At 37.1% G+C, this 21,591-nt stretch carries 20 protein-coding genes; 15 read left to right on the top strand and 5 right to left on the bottom strand.

What is annotated here, in order from left to right:
• The first annotated feature begins 61 nt into the window (after nt 1-61).
• Together H6F47_RS00885 and H6F47_RS00880 are read left to right on the top strand one after the other, a co-directional pair.
• On the top strand, nt 62-400 hold the full coding sequence (locus H6F47_RS00885) for a hypothetical protein (protein ID WP_190647337.1): 339 nt from the start codon (nt 62-64) through the stop codon (nt 398-400).
• 12 nt (nt 401-412) lie between these two features.
• On the top strand, nt 413-2,218 hold the full coding sequence (locus H6F47_RS00880) for a DNA polymerase domain-containing protein (protein ID WP_190647335.1): 1,806 nt from the start codon (nt 413-415) through the stop codon (nt 2,216-2,218).
• An 84-nt stretch (nt 2,219-2,302) separates the two neighbouring features.
• Here the strand turns inward: H6F47_RS00880 and H6F47_RS00875 are convergent, their stop codons facing one another.
• A complete protein-coding gene (locus H6F47_RS00875) occupies nt 2,303-5,773 on the bottom strand; it encodes a hypothetical protein (RefSeq protein ID WP_190647333.1) in 3,471 nt (1,156 codons plus the stop codon).
• 257 nt (nt 5,774-6,030) lie between these two features.
• On the opposite strand from H6F47_RS00875, the gene holA reads away from it, so the two are divergent.
• The 7 genes from holA to H6F47_RS00840 all read left to right on the top strand — a co-directional run bounded on the left by holA (nt 6,031) and on the right by H6F47_RS00840 (nt 12,747).
• A complete protein-coding gene (gene holA, locus H6F47_RS00870) occupies nt 6,031-6,996 on the top strand; it encodes a DNA polymerase III subunit delta (protein ID WP_190647331.1) in 966 nt (321 codons plus the stop codon).
• 116 nt (nt 6,997-7,112) lie between these two features.
• A complete protein-coding gene (locus H6F47_RS00865; protein WP_190647329.1) occupies nt 7,113-8,108 on the top strand; it encodes a DNA polymerase III subunit delta' in 996 nt (331 codons plus the stop codon).
• 118 nt (nt 8,109-8,226) lie between these two features.
• Nucleotides 8,227-9,006, top strand: coding sequence for a hypothetical protein (locus H6F47_RS00860; RefSeq protein ID WP_190647327.1), 780 nt, complete (start codon nt 8,227-8,229; stop codon nt 9,004-9,006).
• 222 nt (nt 9,007-9,228) lie between these two features.
• The gene (gene ssb / locus H6F47_RS00855) at nt 9,229-9,612 is read left to right on the top strand and encodes a single-stranded DNA-binding protein (protein WP_096573049.1); all 384 of its coding nucleotides are present in this window, start codon (nt 9,229-9,231) and stop codon (nt 9,610-9,612) included.
• A gap of 109 nt (nt 9,613-9,721) precedes the next feature.
• Nucleotides 9,722-10,168, top strand: coding sequence for a hypothetical protein (locus tag H6F47_RS00850; RefSeq protein ID WP_190647325.1), 447 nt, complete (start codon nt 9,722-9,724; stop codon nt 10,166-10,168).
• Nucleotides 10,169-10,482: 314 nt separating this feature from the next.
• A complete protein-coding gene (locus H6F47_RS00845; protein ID WP_190647323.1) occupies nt 10,483-11,295 on the top strand; it encodes a ParA family protein in 813 nt (270 codons plus the stop codon).
• Between the two features lie 294 nt (nt 11,296-11,589).
• A complete protein-coding gene (locus tag H6F47_RS00840) occupies nt 11,590-12,747 on the top strand; it encodes a ParB/RepB/Spo0J family partition protein (RefSeq protein WP_190647321.1) in 1,158 nt (385 codons plus the stop codon).
• 186 nt (nt 12,748-12,933) lie between these two features.
• Here the strand turns inward: H6F47_RS00840 and H6F47_RS00835 are convergent, their stop codons facing one another.
• Together H6F47_RS00835 and H6F47_RS00830 are read right to left on the bottom strand one after the other, a co-directional pair.
• Entirely contained in the window at nt 12,934-13,245 is a 312-nt protein-coding gene (locus H6F47_RS00835; RefSeq protein ID WP_190647318.1) for a heavy metal-binding domain-containing protein, read from the bottom strand.
• A gap of 1 nt (nt 13,246) precedes the next feature.
• The gene (locus H6F47_RS00830) at nt 13,247-15,166 is read right to left on the bottom strand and encodes a hypothetical protein (protein WP_190647316.1); all 1,920 of its coding nucleotides are present in this window, start codon (nt 15,164-15,166) and stop codon (nt 13,247-13,249) included.
• A 371-nt stretch (nt 15,167-15,537) separates the two neighbouring features.
• On the opposite strand from H6F47_RS00830, the gene H6F47_RS00825 reads away from it, so the two are divergent.
• From H6F47_RS00825 to H6F47_RS00805, 5 genes are all read left to right on the top strand, one after another.
• The gene (locus tag H6F47_RS00825; RefSeq protein WP_190647314.1) at nt 15,538-16,614 is read left to right on the top strand and encodes a hypothetical protein; all 1,077 of its coding nucleotides are present in this window, start codon (nt 15,538-15,540) and stop codon (nt 16,612-16,614) included.
• 180 nt (nt 16,615-16,794) lie between these two features.
• A complete protein-coding gene (locus H6F47_RS00820) occupies nt 16,795-17,241 on the top strand; it encodes a DUF1257 domain-containing protein (RefSeq protein ID WP_137668726.1) in 447 nt (148 codons plus the stop codon).
• A 3-nt stretch (nt 17,242-17,244) separates the two neighbouring features.
• Nucleotides 17,245-17,448 (top strand): DUF2997 domain-containing protein, encoded by a 204-nt coding sequence (locus H6F47_RS00815; protein WP_137668725.1) that lies wholly within the window; start codon nt 17,245-17,247, stop codon nt 17,446-17,448.
• A 40-nt stretch (nt 17,449-17,488) separates the two neighbouring features.
• On the top strand, nt 17,489-17,746 hold the full coding sequence (locus H6F47_RS00810; RefSeq protein WP_137668724.1) for a hypothetical protein: 258 nt from the start codon (nt 17,489-17,491) through the stop codon (nt 17,744-17,746).
• Nucleotides 17,743-19,359: an AAA family ATPase gene (locus H6F47_RS00805; protein WP_190647312.1), complete on the top strand. Its 1,617-nt coding sequence runs from the start codon at nt 17,743-17,745 to the stop codon at nt 19,357-19,359. Before H6F47_RS00810 ends, H6F47_RS00805 begins: the two co-directional genes overlap by 4 nt.
• A gap of 310 nt (nt 19,360-19,669) precedes the next feature.
• Here the strand turns inward: H6F47_RS00805 and H6F47_RS00800 are convergent, their stop codons facing one another.
• Together H6F47_RS00800 and H6F47_RS00795 are read right to left on the bottom strand one after the other, a co-directional pair.
• Nucleotides 19,670-20,101: a helix-turn-helix domain-containing protein gene (locus tag H6F47_RS00800; RefSeq protein ID WP_190647309.1), complete on the bottom strand. Its 432-nt coding sequence runs from the start codon at nt 20,099-20,101 to the stop codon at nt 19,670-19,672.
• 85 nt (nt 20,102-20,186) lie between these two features.
• Nucleotides 20,187-20,495 carry a type II toxin-antitoxin system HigB family toxin gene (locus H6F47_RS00795; RefSeq protein ID WP_190647306.1) on the bottom strand — a complete coding sequence of 103 codons (309 nt, stop codon included), beginning with the start codon at nt 20,493-20,495 and terminating at the stop codon, nt 20,187-20,189.
• A gap of 330 nt (nt 20,496-20,825) precedes the next feature.
• Between H6F47_RS00795 and H6F47_RS00790 the strand changes: the two genes are divergently transcribed.
• Nucleotides 20,826-21,374, top strand: coding sequence for a WGR domain-containing protein (locus H6F47_RS00790; protein ID WP_190647304.1), 549 nt, complete (start codon nt 20,826-20,828; stop codon nt 21,372-21,374).
• Nucleotides 21,375-21,591: the final 217 nt, after the last annotated feature.

Raw genomic sequence — 21,591 nt, 5'->3', positions numbered from 1 at the left:
GTAATTCGTAATAACTCAGTCTATCTATTTCAAATTATTTGTTACCATTGGAGTAATAATCATGCAAATATCTTGTCAATCTAAAAGTGGAGAATCATGTACACAAAGTTTAAATACTTTAGAGGAATTATGTGAATTTATCAACAATCACCCGGTATCCTCTTACAATTTCCACATTAATTCTGTGATTTACCAATTGTTGACAATAACAACCTGTGAATGGCGTGAACATCCGAAAATTCTCCTGAATGTTCAAGGAAAAGTCTTACCTCAAGAACTGACGATTACACATTTAGACGACTTTCACTATTTCTTATCTCAGTACCCATCACCACAATATTTACTGGAAATCAATTCTGCACTTTTCAAAATGCAAAAGATAGGAACTATTGGTAAGTAACCAACACCAAAAATGAACACTGATTACAATCATCGTCATTTTGTCAGTAAAAGCGGTCATCAAATTACTGTGGCAGAAGATAAGTTAAATATTTTCTACACAGATAATACAATTTATCGCTCTTGGCAACCTTTACAGACTATTAAACCTTACAATGCCCTGAAACAAATGGTTATTGACATTGAAACTTCAGGGCTGATTCCTAGTAAAGATAAAATTTTCGCTATTGGTTGTATGAATGAATTGGGCGAGTATTTTGTATTTATGGATGAAAATGAATCAAACTTACTCTGCCAATTTATTTCCTATTTTCAGTCTATTTATCCTGATCTAGTTCTCACATACAACGGTACAGATTTTGATTTTCCCTTTATCATTACTAGATGCCTAATCAATAACATATCTCATCCATTTACTATTTCTCAGCAATCGAGAATTATCAAGACAGCACAGGTATTTGGTAAGCCTATGAATATTTCGGAAATATTCATCAGCAACAGCCAACATATTGATGTTTACATTTGTGTTTTGAGATGGGATTTTGTCAACAAAGCATTATATCAACATTCCCTAAAAAGTGCAGTCATAGAAATGGGATTGCGAGCATCTGCTAGGTTAGTTTTAACTCCCCAAGAAATTCAACATTGTTGGGGTGAAGGTGCAGGTTCTCAAGGATGGGAAACAATCAGAAAATACCTAATTTATGACTTGGAAGATACGAAATTAATTGCTGATAAATTAGTTCCTTCCTATTACTATGAATCGCTGATAGTACCAGGTATGAACTTACAACAATTATCGCTCACTGGTAATGGTACTAAATGGCAGCGAGTTTTAGAAAGACAATATCCAGGTTACAAACCAACTGCTGATCCGAAGTTGAAATTTGAGGGAGGACTGGTAATTTCTGTACCAGGTTTACACAAACACATTGCCAAAATTGATGTTTCCAGTCTGTATCCCAGCATTATGCTTAAATATGGGATTTGCTCCCGCAAGGATACGCAACGAGTCGGTTTAAGTATTCTCGATTATCTCACCAGGGAACGACTCAGACTCAAGGAATTAGGAAAAGCTGGAGATTTAGCTGCTAAACAAGCTGAAGCTGCTCTCAAAGTGTTAATCAACTCGTTGTTTGGCTTTTATGGGACTTCTGGTGTTGGTTTTAACGATATGGAAGCTGCTGCACTGGTGACAGCTTATGGTAGACGTATTCTGCGATTCATGATTGATGTGATTGAAAAAGCGGGAGGTATCCAGGTTGAAAGTGATACTGATGGTGTGTTCTTCTCCCACTCTGAACCTCTGCTGATATTTGAAAAGCTGCAAAATGCTTTACCTACTGGTATCAATATAGAGTTGGAAATCCTTGCTAAAGCGATGTTTGTTCCCTCTAGAGGAGCTAAGAATTATATTATCTGGCATGAAGATGGTAAAATTACTACTAAGGGTTCATGGCGGAAAAGAGACCGTTCTCGTCTGGAAAAGGAGTTTCCTTTGAACTACCTGACACAATATCTTCTGTCAAAAGCTAAGGCAGAACAATATTACCAGGAATTAACCAAGGTTATTCGTTCTGGTGATTTTCCTGTGGAACAGTTACAGGTTACTCGGAAAATTAAGAAGGGTGAAAAGGCTCTTTTGGTTCTGGGTAATACTGGGGATGTTGTGACATTTTATCAAGGAATTAGGGGATTGACTAATTCTGAAGCCTATTCCAGTGGGTATTATTTGGAGTTGATAGCTAAAAAACGAGATGAGTTACTTTCGGTTGTTGAGCCTCAAGGTAATGTGGGAAAGCAGTTGAGTCTGTTTTGAGTGGGGAGTTATGCTAATTATGATAGCGATCGCCTATGGGAATGGGGCGATCGCCTATAATTTTTGTATCTATACCTCTTACTCTTACTTATTTTTCCTTTTTTTCCTTTCAATGTAATCAGAACATCTATCACTACAGAAACCACAGTTATCTTGAGGGCAGATGAGACGACCACAACCGGGGCAATTTTGCTCTCTACCAATTACTAATGGTCTAAATCCGCATTTTCCCATCCCATCTACCCATCCACCACAATAAGCTAAAATTGTTGTCAGGATACGTTCGGATTCTGTACGTTTACCTTGCAGTAATCCTTGACCAGAGAATTTAAATATTTTGAATTCATCTAGTCTAGATGCTTGACGATTGTCCCAAAGAGTTTGTAAAGTATCACAAAAATCTTCGATAATATTTAAAGGATCGTATAATTTTAGTGGCTTAATTTGCTTGTCACTTAGATAGAAAACTTCTAAATATCTTTTAGGACTATAATCACCTCCACGGTAAGAAAGCATTGATAAAAAATGCCTCAATATAGACAGGAATAAATATGGCAAAGTAATTCGTTCTATAGGAAGATTAATCAAAAAATTGATGAAATTGACTTGCCACTGGGGTAAATTATTAACCCAATTTTGAGGTAATGGACGTTTTGCAGCTACAAATAAAGGTATAGAATTTTGAGCAACAACTGATATATCTTCCCAACTAGGTATATCCTGGTCGCTTAACTTTTGCAATTCTATTAAAATTTCACACTGTTGTTTATAATAACGCTGATCATAATCAAATAGCCAAGGTGGTAAGTATTTATTAGTATCAGACTCTCTAGGCATATTTATACTAATGAATCGGTCACTAAAGATTGTTTCTAGTTCACTCAGCTTTGCTTTATCAAAAGCACCTAGTACTTGAGGATTCTTAACATGAAATTTAGGGTTTTCTCTTCCCTGCATATATTTTTTTTGAAGGTACGGTGATAAAACACCAACGATTTTGACATCATTACCACGAGATTCTTTGAATTGGGGAACACAAAATTCTGAGTAAGAATTGGAATTAACACTTTTTCTACTGTTTTTTACATCAAGTAAATATTGAGAATCTAATCTAATATCCCCCAATGTCCAGGTTTTGCTTTTTTGAGTAACTTGATGAATTGAAATATCTTCTACCTGATAACCTAAAGCTTGATAAAAACGAATTACTAACTTCTCAGCCCCACGCGCTGAAATCATTTGTGCTGCTTTATTATCATTAAAATTTACATCAGCATCCCATTCCCTTATTAACGAATTATCTGATTGGTTGAACTGATATAATTCACGCCAATTATGAGTAATATATTCCTCGTAAGGATAATTGCTATCTTCAAAGCGAGAGATAATATCAAAAAAAGTTTTAACACGCTGTTGAACAATTTCTTGTTTCTTTCCTGTTGGCGCAATATGCCAGAGAAAATTTTTATAAGCTAAATTATTTTGCAAATATTTAACTTGCTGCCAATATATATTACGTTCTCTTTCTTTTGCTTGTTCTACTCTTTCAATTAATTCATTTACTATCTCATTGAATAAGTCATCATCTACGCTATCAAGATACTGATTAATAAAGATACCGTAACTATTGTAATCGTATTCTGTAAGTTTTAAATAAGAGCGTAACTTAGAAGAAGCCAAGATAACTTTTGGTGCATTTTTAATAAGTTGATTAATCAATTCATCTTGCTCTTTTTGATTAAACTGGTTAAGATGTTCAAGAACCACATTTTCAGCAACATCTTCTGTGCTAGATAATGTATATGTAACAATTATTGGAATTTTTCTTTCTGTTGGTGCAATATGCCAGATAAAATTTTTATAAGCTAAGTTATCTTGTAGATATTGAACTTGCTGCCAATATATATTACGTTCTTTTTCTTCTACTTGTTCTACTCTTTCAATTAATTCATTTACTATCTCATTGAATAAGTCATCATCTACGCTATCAAGATACTGATTAATAAGGATACCATAACTATTGTAATCGTATTCTGTAAGTTTTAAATAAGAGCGTAACTTAGAAGAAGCCAAGATAACTTTTGGTGCATTTTTAATAAGTTGATTAATCAGTTCATCTTGCTCTTTTTGATTAAACTGGTTAAGATGTTCAAGAACCACATTTTCAGCAACATCTTCTGTGCTAGATAATGTATATGTAACAATTATTGGAATTTTTCTTTCTGTTGGTGCAATATGCCAGATAAAATTTTTATAAGCTAAGTTATCTTGTAGATATTGAACTTGCTGCCAATATATATTACGTTCTTTTTCTTCTGCTTGTTCTACTCTTTCAATTAGTTCATTTATTATCTCGTTGAATAATTCATCATCTACAATATGAAGGTATTTATTGATAAAAATGCCGTAATTATTGTCTGTTATTTGGAATTTGAAATAGTATTCTGTAAATTTTAAATAAGAACGTAACTTAGAAGAAGCCAAGATAACTTTTGGTGCATTTCTGATGAGTTCATTAATCAACTTATCTTGCTCTTGTTGATTAAACTGGTTAAGATGTTCAAGAACCACTTTCTCAGCAACATCTTTTGCTATAGATGATGTGTATTCAGCAATTATTGGAATTTTTCTTTCTGCTGGTGCAATATGCCAGAGGAAATTTTTATAAGCTAAGTTATCTTGTAAATATTGAACCTCTTGCCAATATATATTAAGTGCATTTTCTTCCGCTTGCTCTACTTTCTTAATTAGTTCATCTATCAATTCTTTTCTTAAATGTTCTTCTACTAGATTAATCTGTCTATTTATGAATTCAATATAACTATTTGGACTAGAAGAATCAAATTTTAAGTACGAACGCAATGTCGCAGAAATAATTAGAAGATTTGGCAGTTTTTCGGCGATTTCCTTAATGATAAAATCTTGTTGATTTTCATTTAAATCTTTGAGTTTATTAATAACGAAAGTTTCGGCTATCTCCAAGGGCAAAGATAATAAATATTCAATAATAAATTTTTTAAACAGTGGAAATATATTACTATTAGCATACTTCTCAACTATTCTTTCATCATTATCAACTTCTCGTACATCATTAATTGTCCTTAATAGGAATGGTGCTAGTTTATATTTTATTTCTTCGTCCTCTCCGAATATTTCAGCCATTTCCATAGCTTCCCTATCCTTAGTTTCCTTAATACTGAAAGCAACAAGGCTTTCGCTTTCGTAGTGAGTCTTACTTCTGAAATTAATTTTACAATTATCGTTATAGGTAATCTGCCATGCACCCCCAAATTGATATCTCTTAACAACACCAATAAAGGTTGGTACTTTCAGGTTGATTACTCGATTACGCTTTGCATCAATATCAAATTGAACGTATACGCCCCTTCCTTTATTACCCTCTATAATTTCTTGTACATCTAATGGAACATCATCTCGATCAACACGAATATCTCCTGTATTTTCTTCCCCCAAAGGAGCAATAAAACCAAAATTATTGACTTTATTTTTTTGATTATTAAACCCACCAAACCAAACAATTTTACCTAGCATCATTTTTTTTGTCCTTGCGTATTAGATTTTAATAATCTACAATTAATCCCAGTCTGATAAAGGATTACGATATTCTTGCTTAAGAATACTATATTCTGTTATTCGGTTTTGAGTATTCCCGAAAATTAGGGTAAATTATCTTACTTTTTACAGTTTAGACAAAAATGCCATTTCGTTGAATGACTGCTTTCCGATGCAGACAAGATTATAGTAGGCTTAGAGCTTACGCTCATGTACGACAATCTTATTGCCGTACTACCATGCCAACATACTTGTACTTTGGTGAAAACGAATTCTTTCTAAGTCGCACCATCAAACAACTAAAAACCCACACTCTAGATCAACAATGGGCAAACTTCAACTATACAGAATACCCCCCAGAATCTAAAGAAACCATTCCTCAAGCATTATCCGATCTCATGACACCACCAGTTGGGAGTGGAGGAAGATTAGTACACTTGCCCAACAGCACATTACTGGGAGTTTGTTCAAAAGAAATTTTGTTGCAGTTGGAGTCCATTCTCCCCAAAATTCCCTCAACAAATACCCTCCTTATCACCAACACTCACAAACCTGACGCGAGAAATAAATCAGTCAAACTCCTACTGGAGTACGCACAGGTAAAAGAATTTCCTCTCATTCCCCAATGGCAAACCCAAGCATTAATACAGCAAGCTCGGACATTAGCTGACGAAGTAGGTGTAACACTCACCACCGATGCCTACAAAGTATTGATTGATTACACAGGCAATCATACACGACTAATATTCACCGAACTAGAAAAGCTCAAAACCTATGCTTTGGGTAAAACAGTCAATGGGGATATGGTGAAAGAATTAGTGTCAGAAAGTGCTGCTAATAGTATACAACTAGCCAACGCCATTCGCTTGGGTAACATTGCTCAAGCATTAGAATTTGGCGATCGCTTAATTAACTGTAACGAACCCGCTTTAAAAATTACCGCTACCCTGACTACTACCTTTCGCACTTGGCTAACAGTCAAACAGATGATCATCACCGGGTGTCAAGATGAGAATGCGATCGCCCAACTAGCAGACGTGAAAAATCCCAAACGCTTGTATTACATACGCCAAGAAGTTGCTAATTGTTGTGTAAACAAGCTGAAAAATAGTTTGAAAATGCTGTTGGAACTAGAGCTAATGCTGAAATCTGGTGTAGATGAAAAACTCGCTTTGCAAACTCAAATTATCAAACTTTGCTCGTAGGTACTACTTCTTACAAATGCAATAGAACCTCTGAAATTTAACCTAAAACGCTCGGGTTGTTGGAGGGAGATTAAATTTCTGGAGATGTCTAATCAACAATTTCCAAAACTCAAAAAATGAAGCAACTTGATCTACTTCATCTCACAACAGACCTTTCTGTTTGTGAACCTTCTCAAAGTATAGATTCCGAATCTACACAGCCAATTGCAGAAAACTGGCAGTTATCAAAAATCATTGGTCAAATTTTAGCGGTATCTTTACTCAAAAGTGCAATTACACACAACCGAATTGTCCCTGCGTATTTGTTTACTGGAGCAGAGGGAGTAGGAAAATCTTTAGCTGCGAAATGCTTTATCGCTGAAATTTTCAACATCCAAAACCTAGCTAACTGTCCTGATATTTTATGGGTTGAACCAACATATCTACACCAAAAACAGTTGTTAAGTGAGAGTGAAATAGCAGATTCTGGGGTACTGCGAAAAACTCCATCCCAAATTAGAATTGAGCAGATTCGAGAAATTACCCAATTTCTGGCTACCTCCCCTCTAATTGCACCTTACAAAATTATCGTGGTAGAAAATGCTGAAAGAATGCCACCCACTGCTGCTAATGCACTGCTGAAAACTTTGGAAGAGCCAATATCCGGCACTATTATCCTCATTTCATCCCAACCACAAAAGTTACTGGCTACAATTACCAGCCGTTGCCAATTGATTCCTTTCCAGCGACTAAACAACGCCCAAATGACGACAGTTTTAGAAAATGTGGGACGTTCTGAAATTCTCAATCACCCAAATGTTATACAGTTTGCGGGTGGTTCTCCAGGGGAAGCGATTGCTTACCATGATCAACTTCAATCTATCCCACAATCAATTTTGCAACAACTAATTCAACCACCTAGCAATATGTTAACAGCGTTCAGTATCGCCAAAAATATTGAGGTGCAATTAGATTTTCATCAACAACTATGGTTGATAGATTACCTGCAACATTGCTGGAAGGAATTTCTCAGTGATCACAATTGGCTGTTGAAATTGGAAGATGCCAAAAACTCCCTTTTAAAAATGGCCTCTCCCCGATTGGTATGGGAAGTTTTGCTATTTCCTGACTAATACCAAAAACTACATTTTCAACCCATCTGTCTAAACATGATCAAAGATACCAAAAACGTTTTTGGATAAAAGGATTGCGCTATGCGCTCTTGTGGTGAAGTAAATCAAACAAAAAACCATGAGTGCCATTATCAACAATTACCGTCAATTGGATGTAGCATTTCTCCTGCTCAACGACTTGACGACAAAACTCCGCACTGCTGGGGCAAGAATCTCAGTTAGAAAAGTGGGAAATTTCCACAGAATTACGGTTTTGAAAGAACCCACTGTAGCCACTATTGAGCAAATTCTTGGTGACACAAGCGGGGAAACAGAAACGCCTCACCTCAGCAGTAATAATGCGATTACTTCATCCTCTGAAAGCACTCCGTCACCAGATGATGCTGTTAGTGAAGCTGGTAGTAATACAGTACCTACCGTAAACGAGGAGATTGAGGATAACTCAGTAGTTGAGGCGATCGCTCTACCAACGTCATCTGAATCTACTTCCTCAACAGATGATACTTCTAGTGAAGATAGTGCTAATACAGTACCTACCCTAAACGAAGATATTGAGGATAACTCAGTAGTTGAGGCGATCGCTCTACCAACGTCATCTGAATCTACTTCCTCACCAGATGAAAGTCATACTGGTGACAGTAAAGATATTATTTCTGAAAACACAGCAGAAATTATCACCAATTCAACTGATTCTCCTACACCTGATAACTCTTCCTCAGACATCACCAATATTCCCAATTCTCCAGAATTAGCAAGTTTGGAAGATTTACAAACCCTAACTTTAAAAAGACTCCGGGAGTTAGCCAAATTGCACAAAGTCCCTGGTTTCTCTCGCATGAAAGAGGAAAAGTTAGTAACCAAACTGCATGGTTTAGTAACCAAAGAACAAATTGTGTAATAGTCATCAGCCTCAAATCTCTAGCAGATTTGGGGTTATTTTTTTTACGCAGTTTTTCCCCAATACAAACAGTAATCAATGCGCTAGGCGCAATCAGATTTGATACTGGGCTGTATCCAATACCAACACCAAATTAGCACCAAATCATTCATTTGGTTGCATAACCGAAAATGCGCTATCGCGCTAATACCGTGAAAAAATTGATTACCCAAGGAAAATAATATGACTCAGCAATACATCAATAAAGTTGATTTAGTTGGTCGCGTTGGTCAAACACCTGAGATCCGCTATTTTGAATCAGGTGCAATGAAAACATCCTTGACCCTTGCTGTCAAACCTCCCTACAGAAGTGAAACTCCCCTTTGGTTTGATTTAGAACTTTGGGGAAATATTGCACAAGTAGCAGCAGACTGGGTTCAAAAAGGTTCAACTATTGGGATCACTGGTGAAATAGTCTTTGACAGATGGATAGATAAAAACACCAACGAACCCAGACAAAAACCCATCATTCGTGTCAACAATTTGGAACTCATCAGTTCTGCTCAACGCAAAGACTCGAATGAAACTGGTGAAGACCAAGATTCCATAATTAACGCCAATTTCTAGCCAGTCAAATACATCCCGCAGCATCACTTTTGTCTGTGGGATGTTTTGGGTAGAAAGCGCAAAGCGCAATTCTTATGAACTATTGACAATTTCATCACAAGGATAAACCATGATTAACTCAACCCAAACCATTCGACTGCTCACTATTGATGAAGCTTTTGACAGTCAAGGTGTCAAGATTGTCTATGGTGAATGTACCTTCTCTTACTATTCAAAAGATGGCGTAGTAGAAGACACAATTCCTTACAGAACCAAGGGAGCAGCAGCAGTTTCTATAGCTGAATCTGGAGTTAATGCCACTGGTATCGCTATCGGCTATCTGGATCTTAACGTAGTAGATAGCGGTAAGGGATATAAGGAAAAGAAAACCACTTTAGTTATCCGCAACTTCATCTGCACTGCTACTGGTAATCGCACTCATACACCAACTGTTACCCCTGTTGTTCAACCACCCACACCACAGGAAAATACTCAACAGCTAGTTGGTGCTGGTGTAGCTACAGCTTCTCAAAACGGACATTATCGGAATACTAACATTTCTGACATTCCCTTTTAAGGATCTTACTTCTGGCTACTTTGCCAGAGGTATTTTTTTTCTGTGGGCAGATAATTTTTTTCACTGATCAGTGCTAGGCTATGACTTCAATGATAGATGTAGGAACTGTTATTTTTTTAACCCATAATTTGAGCAATAGTCTACAGGTCACAGCAACAGAGAAAATTTCTGTTTCAAGATTCGGTTAATTCTCATATATTGATATATGATTTAAAAAATTCGATATATGATACTCCCACATCAAAACATCAGATATTGATATATGAGGTGGAGAACTCAATATATGACACTCCCTAATATCAAAAAAAATAGTCATGCAAATTAGATTAGCTGTAATAAGTAATGCCGGAGGAAGTGGTAAGACAACCCTTTCTGTCCATCTAGCTCATGCTCTGGCAAAACGCAGGTATAAGGTAGCACTGTTTGACCTTGACCCGCAAGGGTCACTGACACTATTTTGTGGATTAAATCAACCAGAACCAGAACACACTTTAGCTGCTGTCCTCAAAGATGATTTTGATGGTAACTGGCCTTTGACACCCTGCTGGAGTGAACACACCGATAAAGTAGTTATTTGTCAGGGTGGTATGGTTCTGACCCAAACAGCAGATGAATTAGTTTTACACAAAAGGGGAGCTTACTTATTAGGCGATCGCCTAACTGACTATCCTCTGGAACATGATTTAATCATCTTTGATTGTCCAGCTACCCTGGGTCCCTTACCTTTAATGGCACTGACAGCCAGTACACAGATAATTATTCCTGTGCAGCTAGAACCTAAATCAATTCAAGGAGCGGCTCATTTACTGGAATGGTATTACTACCATTGCAAGCACCTACGCTTAAAACCCACACCAGAAATTCTTGGCTTTGTTCCCAACCAATATGATGCTCGACGTGCAGCCCATAGACAAATGTTAGCTGCATTACCATCTCAGTTAGAGCAGATGAATATCCATGCTTTTCCAGAAGTTCGGGATAGTGCTGAATTTGTTAACGCCAGTGGACAAGGATTACCATTACCTATTCACCGTCCCAGTCATCCAGCAAAAGATGACTTCAAAGAAATTGCTTCAAAATTAGCCGCTTTGATTGGTAGTAAGACCAAAGAGAAAGTCACGGCTTAACCAAGTTGATGGCAGGAGTAAAAAAAGTCTCAATTTAATCAAGCTGTTGTAAAAATTACGCATTTTTATTTTTTAGCAATGGCTGGAAAATACTCCTTTATTCAGTAGCTCATTGAAATTAATGCCTCATCAAAGTGCTTGAAACTTTTGTCAATCAGCCCTTTTGATGTGTCAATGATTTTGCATAACCACTTACTTAATGCGATTGCATGACGGCTTAGGCCATGCTGCGCTATTGGTACTGCGCTCTGCGCGATCGCTGTTTCAATAAACAAATTAAAACTGTGCTAACTTATGACTACCCGTAAATCTCCTGATCTCACCAACTATTTTTCAGGCGCAAAGCAATCCCAACAGTTATCAGAAGCTGAGGCAGAAATTCAACGCCTAAAAGCCGAAATCGAAGAACTCCGCTCTCAAGGGTCAAGTGAGTTAGAAACGCAGTTACAAACACTCAGAGCGCAACTTCAATCACAATCAGGTATCCAATATATTCCCTTAGACAAAATTCAAGCTAACCCAGAGCAACCGAGACAGACATTTTTATCAGAAAGTATTGAGTCTATGTCTCGTTCCCTGGTATCAGATGGACAACTAGAACCAATTATTTTAATTCAACGGGAACACTTAGTTATCTTTGATGGTGAACGGCGTTGGCGTAGTGCTAGAAACTTGGGTTGGCAAAACCTGCAAGCTGTAATTATTCCTGAACCTGATGCTCTACACCGCAAGGCTCTAATCACTTCATTACACCGGGAAGACCTCAATCCTCTTGATAAAGCAGAAGCTATTGTCCGGGAATTGGCAACTAATACTGGTTTAGAACCCCAGGATATTCCCCGGATTCTCTCAACAGTAGTGCGACGGTTGAATGCACAAAAACGAATGAACTCTGTTGTTGAACTGCTCACAGTAACGCCAGAGGAACAACAACAAGGTTTAGCTACTTTGGACTTAGATGAGCGAGAAGTGGCAGTGTTGACGATACTTTTAGATTTACAACTTAATCCTGCTTCTATTGATGCCAATATTTTTCCCATGCTTTCTTTAGCTGAAGACTTGAAAGCTGCTATTAGGTCTTCTGGACTTAAAGGTGTTCACGCAATGGCGTTACAAAAACTTTCTGCGAAAAATTTGGGACTACCAGAATCAGAAGCAGAAGAAATTAGAATCAACATCACCCAAAAGGTGTTAGCAGAAAAATTATCTGTACAAAAAACCCGGCAATTAGTCACTGAGGCGATCGCTTCACAAAGTACCGACGCTGAGAAAATAGAAAAACAAGTTAAACCAGTAGCAACAGCAACACGCTCTTTGTATAAAGTTTCTGGGGAAGCGTTGAAGAAAGTTGAGGTATCGCAATTAATGGAGTTTCAGGAAGTCCTTCGCAAGAAACTGGCGGAGATTGAAGAGGTAATCCAGGAAAAAGCGGTTAACGATAATAAGGGCTGATGACTTGCGTTTAAAACTAGCAGTAGATACTGCTTGTGAAATTGCAGAAGCTCAAGGATTGCAGTTTGAAAGAGCGATCGCTCGCGTCAAAGATTTGGCAAACGGAGGGCATTAACTACTAATTAATACCCACTTATAATCTTTTTCTTGTCCAAACTAATTCATAATTAGCTCGCTGTTACACAGCTAGGAACTTATTTTTTTAAAGCCATTTCCATAAACAATTATCTCTACACCACCTGTTACTACCATCGGATTGGATATTTTTACACCTATTACCCCATCGTAACCATGTTCCTTAGCTTTTTCTTCCAACTTTTGCAAGGCTGTATCTACGGCTTCTTGAATTAATTTTTCATAATGTTGCATACGACCACCTACCAAATTACGGATATTTTCACGAACGTCGCTAACAACATTGGCTGCTTTAACTACAACAACAGTTAGTAACTCGCCAACTTCAATTTTTTCCTGCAAATGATCCAGACTTATTAGCATATTATTCACCTAATTCTTGTTGCTTTTTACGTGAAATAAACCATCGAACCAAGAACCAAACAAACACTAACAGTACAATAATAGGTATTCCAATTAATCCCAATATTAATGTAATGCCAAATTTATCACTCACTAAATACCAAGAAATAGATCCTGTTAATGCTTTGAAAATTCCGTCAGCTATTGATAAGCGAGCATTTTTTGTTTTCCAAAACTCAATTGCAGTGCTAATTTTTTGACTCTGGATAATATGAACCATAATATCAGAGTTTTGAATTAATGAAGCATCACTGAGTAAAAACTTGACGATTTGATTAATTTCAAATTGCTTCAAGTTCGCTACATAACCAGCTAGATTTTCTAGATCATCTATGGATAAAATAATACCCAAAGAAACTAAATTTTGTTTAGATATTTTTAACAGATTCTGAATAGAATCAATATTTAAAAGTGAAAGTTTAGATATTGTTGTATCATCTCCAATATCTAAAATATCTTTTAGCGATTTGTAGTTTAAATCTTTTGGAGATAGATGTTTATAGAGTTCCAGCCTGACAACATTTTCAAGTTTGTCACCTGCCAAGTTTGCCCAATCTACTAATGTAGATAAGCTATGAGTTGTTTCAATGATTTTATAACTAACTTCTGGCAAAGCCAAGACTCTTTCAAATTTACCATTTTGAATATCTTGCACCAGTTGGCTACGTCCCATATAGTTTAAGGAAATACCTACCAGTGAAGATATTTTAGTAAAGTCTAACTGATTTGATTTAGCCAAAATATCACGAAATTCAGGTAATTCTCTAGCCAGCTTTAACGTATCAGTATAGTCATTGTAAAAGTCCAACCAAACAGCATAAATATTATTGGAGATTTCCCGTGCTATTTGAGGGTATTCATTACGAATTTGTTCCTCAGCCGTACTAGCAATTTGTTGACGAATATTTTCTTTTACATCTGATGCCTTTAAAATCTTCTGGATTTCCGGTAATATACCATCAAAGCTCTTCACTATATCACTGGCTAACCAAATCCCTCCAATAACTTCACCAACAACTGGGATAAAACCACTTCCTATGCGTCCTAAAACTCTCTCACCTAATTGTGGCAATATTCTATTAACTATTGCACTAACAGTTTTTTTATTGATTTGTACTATTAGAGATGAAACAAAAATAGAACCTCCTTTCCAGACACCACCATGTTTGGTATCAGGTTTAGTTTTGAGGTCTGTAATTTTTATATCCGGTCTTTTGTCAATTATTTTACTAAAACTATTTACGATTGATTGTGAGTATTTATCATTCAGGAACTGCTGAATACAACTAAGGGCATAGAACGAAGTATTAGCTACAGCCGCCTCTAATTGATTTGAAATTTGTATCGCTACGTTATCGGATAACTTAATAAGCTTGGTTTTTAAGATTGGTGAATTGAAAGCAACTTCTGTTACCTGATTGGCTAGTTCTTCTGCTTTACTGGGTATCCAACTACTTGCAAATCTATTGATAAAACCAGCATCACTATTAACGTCATTTACTGCCTTGTCAATTGCAGAATCAATCACTGAATCTAACTTTAAGGTGTTCCATTCTCGATTCACAATAGAACTAAAATCTACTTTTGCTTCGTCAGAAAGGAACTCCTGTATAACACTATTTAGCTCTTGCCGCAGTTTTGATTCTTTAATCTCTCCGCATTGAGGAATAATATTATCTGATCCTTGAGAGATTGGTAATGCGTAAACTATCGTTGTATTTAATACAATGCACGCCATTAACAGAAAGAGTAAAGCCCTTTTGAGAAAATTTAGAATTAAAGGCATACTTGGCAAATAGCTTGCCACTTTCTTGGTTTTGTTACTTCCTAAAAAATTAAGTATTTTGGATACACGAATCTGGACTTGATTAAAACACATCATAATGCACAGTGTTAGTATTATTGGTTATTTAAATGTGAATTAACAGGTAATAGTCAAAATTTATACAATTAATAAGTAACATAATCTTGAAGTAAAAATACAGTTCATAACATTTTTTTAATGATTTTAACCCACATCTCACACTTCATTTTGAAATATACAAAGATTACGAAAATTAGGGTTAATGATTGTTGAATGGCGATCGTCAAGAGGCTATGATTTGTACATTTAAATGCTGAAAAGTGCTGTCATTTATTGTAACTATTTTAAATTATTAATGTAGTATAGGGCATTTTAAAGTACAGAAAGCCGGATGTTAATACGGAAGCTAACGCTTTTCTGGAAGTAAACAATTTAATTTCCAAAACAATATGCTACAAGCAGTGCTTCCCAACTCAAATGAAACCTTCCTCCAAAATGCTGTTGTTGAAAAATACAACTTCTCCAAACTAAACAAAACACGCATCCGGTTCAAAATTCAGTTAAAGAAAACCACCAAAAGCAATGCTCCGAAATGGGCAGATGTTCTCAAATCTTCCCAAAATGAACAAGAATCCGACTTAGTAAAAGTTACAAGTTCAGAAGTTGGTTTAAAAGGTATCAAAGTTTTCAAAGCTCTAGATGAAGCAGCAAACAAACTAAGACAAGAAATTTCTTCAGTCCAAGAATGGATGAATTATGACAATGGTGATTGGATTTGTTCCATAGACCTAGCACCAATAGTTTGGAGTCAATTAATCGAAATTAGAGATCATATTGCTCCTACTTTACGAACTCAACTCAGAGAAGAATATGAGGAAGGTTTTGCAGATTACCAAGAACGTATTGATAAATTCCTCTCACTCAATGCTTGGCAGTTATCTGGAGAACAACAACAAGAAGTTAAGCATAATTTAGTGAAAGCTTTTCCCTGTGTAGAAGAACTAGAAGACTATTTGCAAGTAGTAATTGGTCGTCCTGTGATTATTCCTGCTCTTAGTGAGCAATTGTCACAACAACAAGCTGAATGTTTAGAACAAATCACTAGATTTATCGAACATTATGACAGAAATTTAGAACAAACACTCAGAGAATCAGCGATCGCAGGTGGTGAACAACTAGCAGCGCAATTACTCGAAGATTTGAGCAACTGGGAACCAGGACGCAAACCGGTTAACTTCAAAAAGAAAATGGAACGCCATTTCAAGAAAGTGCAAATGCTTTTGGGTAACGCCAGTTTTGAAGCGGGAAGCAGTCTTGGACAAATGATGACTCATCTAGAAGAAATCCTCGAAACCGCTTCAGTGGATGCTAAAAGGCTTGACTCACAGGGACGTTCTCAATTGCAGGAAAAAATGGACGAAATTTACTCCAAACTCATGGATGAACAGCGTCATCTGCAAAGATTAGCCAGCGATGAAGGTATGGGTTTAACCAAAGCTACAGCTATGTCTCTTAAACTCCGCTAGGAAAAACAGCCAAAAACCTATCTGTATCATCCCTGAGCAAAACAATGTGTGAGGTGTAGATGAAAACAATACACCTCCCCCCATCTTGCTACGCAATCAAAAGGAGAAGGGATAGCAACTGTTTTCCTGTTTATCACAACCATATTAACTTGCCAATTTGCAGTAACTAGAGGTAAATAAATGTCACATTTTTCAACTGTCACCACAAAATTAACCAACCATCAATGTTTGGTAAAAGCTCTACAAGATTTGCAGCTTACCGTCCAAGTTCATGAAAAACCACAACTGCTAAAAGGTTATTACGACGACTCCGAAGGCAAAAGTGCTGAGATTGTTGTTCCCGGTTCTACTTTAAATGTCCGCGCAGATATCGGTTTTATGTGGGAGCAAGAAGCAGGGGTGTATCAAATCATCCACGATGCTTATGAAACAGTACCCCGACTGGGAGAAAACTTCTTTTCTCATACCCTCATGCAAGCCTACGGTAAAAACATGGTTCGCGCTAAAGCAGAGCAGTTACAAGAACGGTTAGGAGAATGCACCATCACAGAAGAAACGACGGGTCAGGTACATACCTTGCGTCTTGCATTCTCAGCACATCAACAAACTCAACAAGTACGGAGATAGTTTATGGAACGGGCAATATTGATACATTTTGATGCTGGTGCAGGTGAAGTAAAAATAGAAGCCGAGGGATTTGAGGGATTGTCCTGTATAGAAGCAACTCAACCTTTTGAGGAAGCTTTGGGGATAGTAGGTGATCGCACTTACAAACCAGAATCTCAACAACAAGTTCGCACCACTAATACCCATCAACACCGACTACATCAGTAAATCTTCACAGGGGGAATCAACAAAATTCCCCCATCTTTCCATGAGTGAACTACCCGAAGAATATCCCATGCTCCATATTTACACCTCAAAAGGAGCGCGACAACCAGTAATTATCAAAGGAAATACTGAGGGACTTTGCACTTTAGTTAATGCCCTAATTTCCGCTATTGCTCATCCACAGTCTTCTGGAGTTACTGAAGCCTTTAACAGTGATGCCGAAGCTTACGAAGTAGTTGTACATCTTGTCACCACTCATAACGAACTTTATCCCGTACCTGAGCAAAATTCACAACCATGAAATTATCAAACTTAATTACCACCATTGACTCTCAAATACCCATTGTGGCTTTAGAGGTTCTCTCCCCTGAAGAAGCGACCATTATTCAATGGTTAACTACTGAAGTCATGGACAAACTCAATAGTCCTGTGTATTTCTGGAATTTAGGAGTATCCAGCTTAGAACAATGTCTAATTGCTGACGACGGTGGACTGGTATTCAAATCAGTTGATACTTATAAAAAGCCTCCCCACGCTGACCCTTTAATATATGTATTCGAGTACATCAGCAATTTTGAGGGGAATGGGGTTTTCATTCTGGGAGACGTTCACCCCTTTGTGGGTAAAAACTCCCTGCAATTAAGTTGGGAAGTTCTCACCAGGGTCAAGAACTTGTACCATCGTCTCAAACCAACTGAAAAACGCATTGTACTTCTGGGTCAAAATATTCAATTGCATGAATCTTTATTGAGGCTTATTCCTTGCTGTGAAGTTCCTTTACCCAGCATTGAGCAAATTCAAGACCACTTAGAATCATATTTGCTCTATTTACAAGAATCTGCCAGTGAACAAGAGGTGAATTTTACAGTTTCTCTGACCACTGAAGATAAGGAAACCTTGGCAAGAGCAGCATTAGGATTAACTTTGGAAGAAATCAGCGACTTCCTGCGGTTGACAGTGAAAGAACGCCTCACTTCCCAAGGCATTGTGATTGATGGTACAATCATTGCCTTAGTGGTCGAATACAAAACCCGGCTATTAGCTCAAATGGGTATCGAATTGGGTAAACCCACGACAATACCTTTTGGGGGGCTGGATTTACTGCGAGATTGGCTGCAACGTCGTCGTCGGTTGTTTTCCCAAGAAGCGCGATCGCTCAATTTACCCCAACCTAAAGGAGTGCTACTAGCGGGACCACCAGGGACAGGTAAATCAATAGTAGCGAAGAATATTGCCACCATCCTCAATCTTCCATTGTTGCAATTAGACATTGCCTCAATGCTTGGTAGCCTAGTGGGAGAATCTGAAGGTAATGTCCGCCGCGCACTCAGTACGGCTGAAGCGATCGCTCCTTGTGTTCTATGGATTGATGAAGTTGAGAAGGCACTTTCCGCTAATGGCGATACTTCTGGGGTTTCACAAAGAATTTTAGGAAATATCCTCACTTTCATGTCTGAATGTACAGCAGGGGTGTTTGTGGTAGCAACTTGTAATGATCCGACTGCTTTACCGATTGAGTTCAAGCGGAAAGGACGGTTTGATGAGAATTTCTTTGTTGACCTACCCACAGAAATAGAACGTTGTCAAATTCTCAGGATTCATCTGGGACGCTACGGTATAAAAGTTCCTGAAGAGTATCTGGAAGCGATCGCTGCTAGTACCAGCAAGTTTAGCGGTGCTGAATTAGAAACTCTAGCATCAGAAGCTGCATTATTAGCTTTCGATGAAGGAAGACCGCAGCAGGTAACACTAGCTGATTTAGAAAATTGCCAGCAAAATATTACACCTTTAGCTGTTCAAGATGCGGCTGCTGTTGAACGGATGCAGTCGTGGTCAAAGGTGGCACGACCAGCTTCTAGTTCTGTACAGGTTTCTAAGAGAAGTCTTCGTACTTCTAGGTTTCGTACTAATTAGTACACAACAAAAGAGCAAAGAGCGTTCGTGGAGGGTCCTGGAGGGAACTATCGCAGCTGCAAGCAGTTCGTTGTTTGCAAAGCATCCCATAGGAAATTTAGGTGTTCTGCGATCGCCTTTAGTAGTGCGCTCCCTTTCCATCTCTCTGGTAGATGAGTAGTCAATAATTGTACTCACCTATTAATCGCATACAAAAATGCTCCTAATAGTAAACTAGGAGCGTTTCTGTTTCTCAAATGTTTTTGAGTTATTTAATCAAACAAAGGTGCAATTATCCATTTCACCTGGTAAATGCTTAGATAGTGAAACTTTAAGCAGCCTCTAAGAAATCTTGCTGTAACGGATTTTCTGGGAAAAATACAGCAGGTGAAACTTTAAAAAAATCCGCAAGTTTTTGGATATGTTCAACAGTTAATTTACGTTTACCATTGAGTACATCAGAAACAATTGATTCGGTTTTAAAGATAGGAACTAAATCTTTCTGTTTGAGATTTAATTCTGCAATCAGAACTTTGAGAAGGTCTACTCCATAAATATCAGGAACTAAATCTTGTTGTTGCTCATATTCATGGATTAAAATTCCCAACAAATCCAAATAATCTTCTTCCGCCTCGGTTAATTCTGCTTTATCAAGAAGTTTATCAACAACTACTTGAGTTTTTTCTAAATCTTCTTCAGATTTTATGGTACGAGGAGGAAAAGACGTAATTAATTCTATGTAGCTAGTGTTTTGATTTAGCATTTCATGTTGATGGAATTATTTGGTTAATCAAACTCAGATTAATAAACATTAATCCTAGTTTTCAATAATGGCATTTTAATTCAGGTTAGCTATCAAACCATTCGTCGTTTTTCCAGTTATCTTTACTATATTCTGCATGAGTAAGAAAGTCACGAATATATATAGCTTTCTTCTTATAATTGATACAGGTTATCAATCTGTATTTGTTTCCTCCAATATCAAAAATGACGAAGTTTTTAACTTGGTCAGGTGCAAAAGGTACAGTAGTTTTAACATCTGCAAAACTATTCCATTCTTGCAATTTTACAAGTTTTATCCAGGTTTGTATACTTGCTTGAGCGTCGGGGTACTTTTCGCAAGCCTTCTTGAGCCTGGTTTCGGTAACGATTCGCATAATCAGGTTTTCCTCGTATACAAATAAAAATGCTTCTCATCATCTTTTCTCCTGATTTCATGTTCAGTAACTAAAAGCCTTACTTAACTAATAGGAAGAAGTCAGGCTTCAGATTTTGCATGGAATAATCTTAGCAAATTGCGAAGTTGATTGCAAGTGCCTGAATCATAAGTAATATTACTTACTTTTGGAGCAATTAGAACAGCGTTCTACCAGTCCTTACAACTTCCTGAATGAAACTATGATATCCGGTGGGCAGCTATCGTTCACTGCGCCACTAATTCAAGTATTTAGCTGACAACCACACTTTAAAATATCAACAGGCGAATTATGGAAATATATTTAGTGTTTGTAGATGCTGCCCAGAATAGTAATAAGTTCTGGAGTGCCAAAGTTGAGCAAGGAAATTTAACTGTTGAATGGGGTCGAGTAGGATATAAATCTCAGCAGAAAGTTCATGCTTGTGGCAACCATGAAAAAGCAGTTTATAAATTTAACAACCTTGTTGCTGAAAAGAAAATGAAAGGCTACCGAGAAAGCCAAGCTCAAATTGACAATAATTCTGATTCTTCGGAAATCAAAAGAGCTATTCAATTGCTAGAAATATTACGTCCTTATGTAGCTGAAAGACAATTTGCCAATAGCAATTATTTAGAGACATTAAACCAATATCTCAAAATTGTCCCTACACCTTTGGGTATGAAAATAATACCATCATTAATATACCGTCATGTAGGAGACGTAGACCACCAACTATCACTACTAAACTCTTTATTGGCAACTGAATCTGTTCAAGGTGAAAATACAGCAGAATCTGGTAATAACAGGAAAGTTATCAGCTTGAAAACTATTAGTAAGAACTTTTGGAGGCATATCTAATACTGTCTCACATTCAAATTATTAAGCTTTTCAACCTGTTAATGTAAATTTTTCAACCATAAATATTCACAAATTATTTATAAATGATATGGCTTACTAATGAATGTAAGCTATATTTTTTCTCTGATATCATTTGACTTTAAAGATGCACATATAGCATTTCCTAGTCTAATGAATTGCCAAACTATCTGCGTTTATCTGCGTCCATTTGCGTTCA

The sequence above is a fragment of the Sphaerospermopsis sp. FACHB-1094 genome, assembly GCF_014696195.1.
GTDB lineage: Bacteria > Cyanobacteriota > Cyanobacteriia > Cyanobacteriales > Nostocaceae > Sphaerospermopsis > Sphaerospermopsis kisseleviana.
This window is presented reverse-complemented; position numbering and strand designations above follow the sequence as displayed.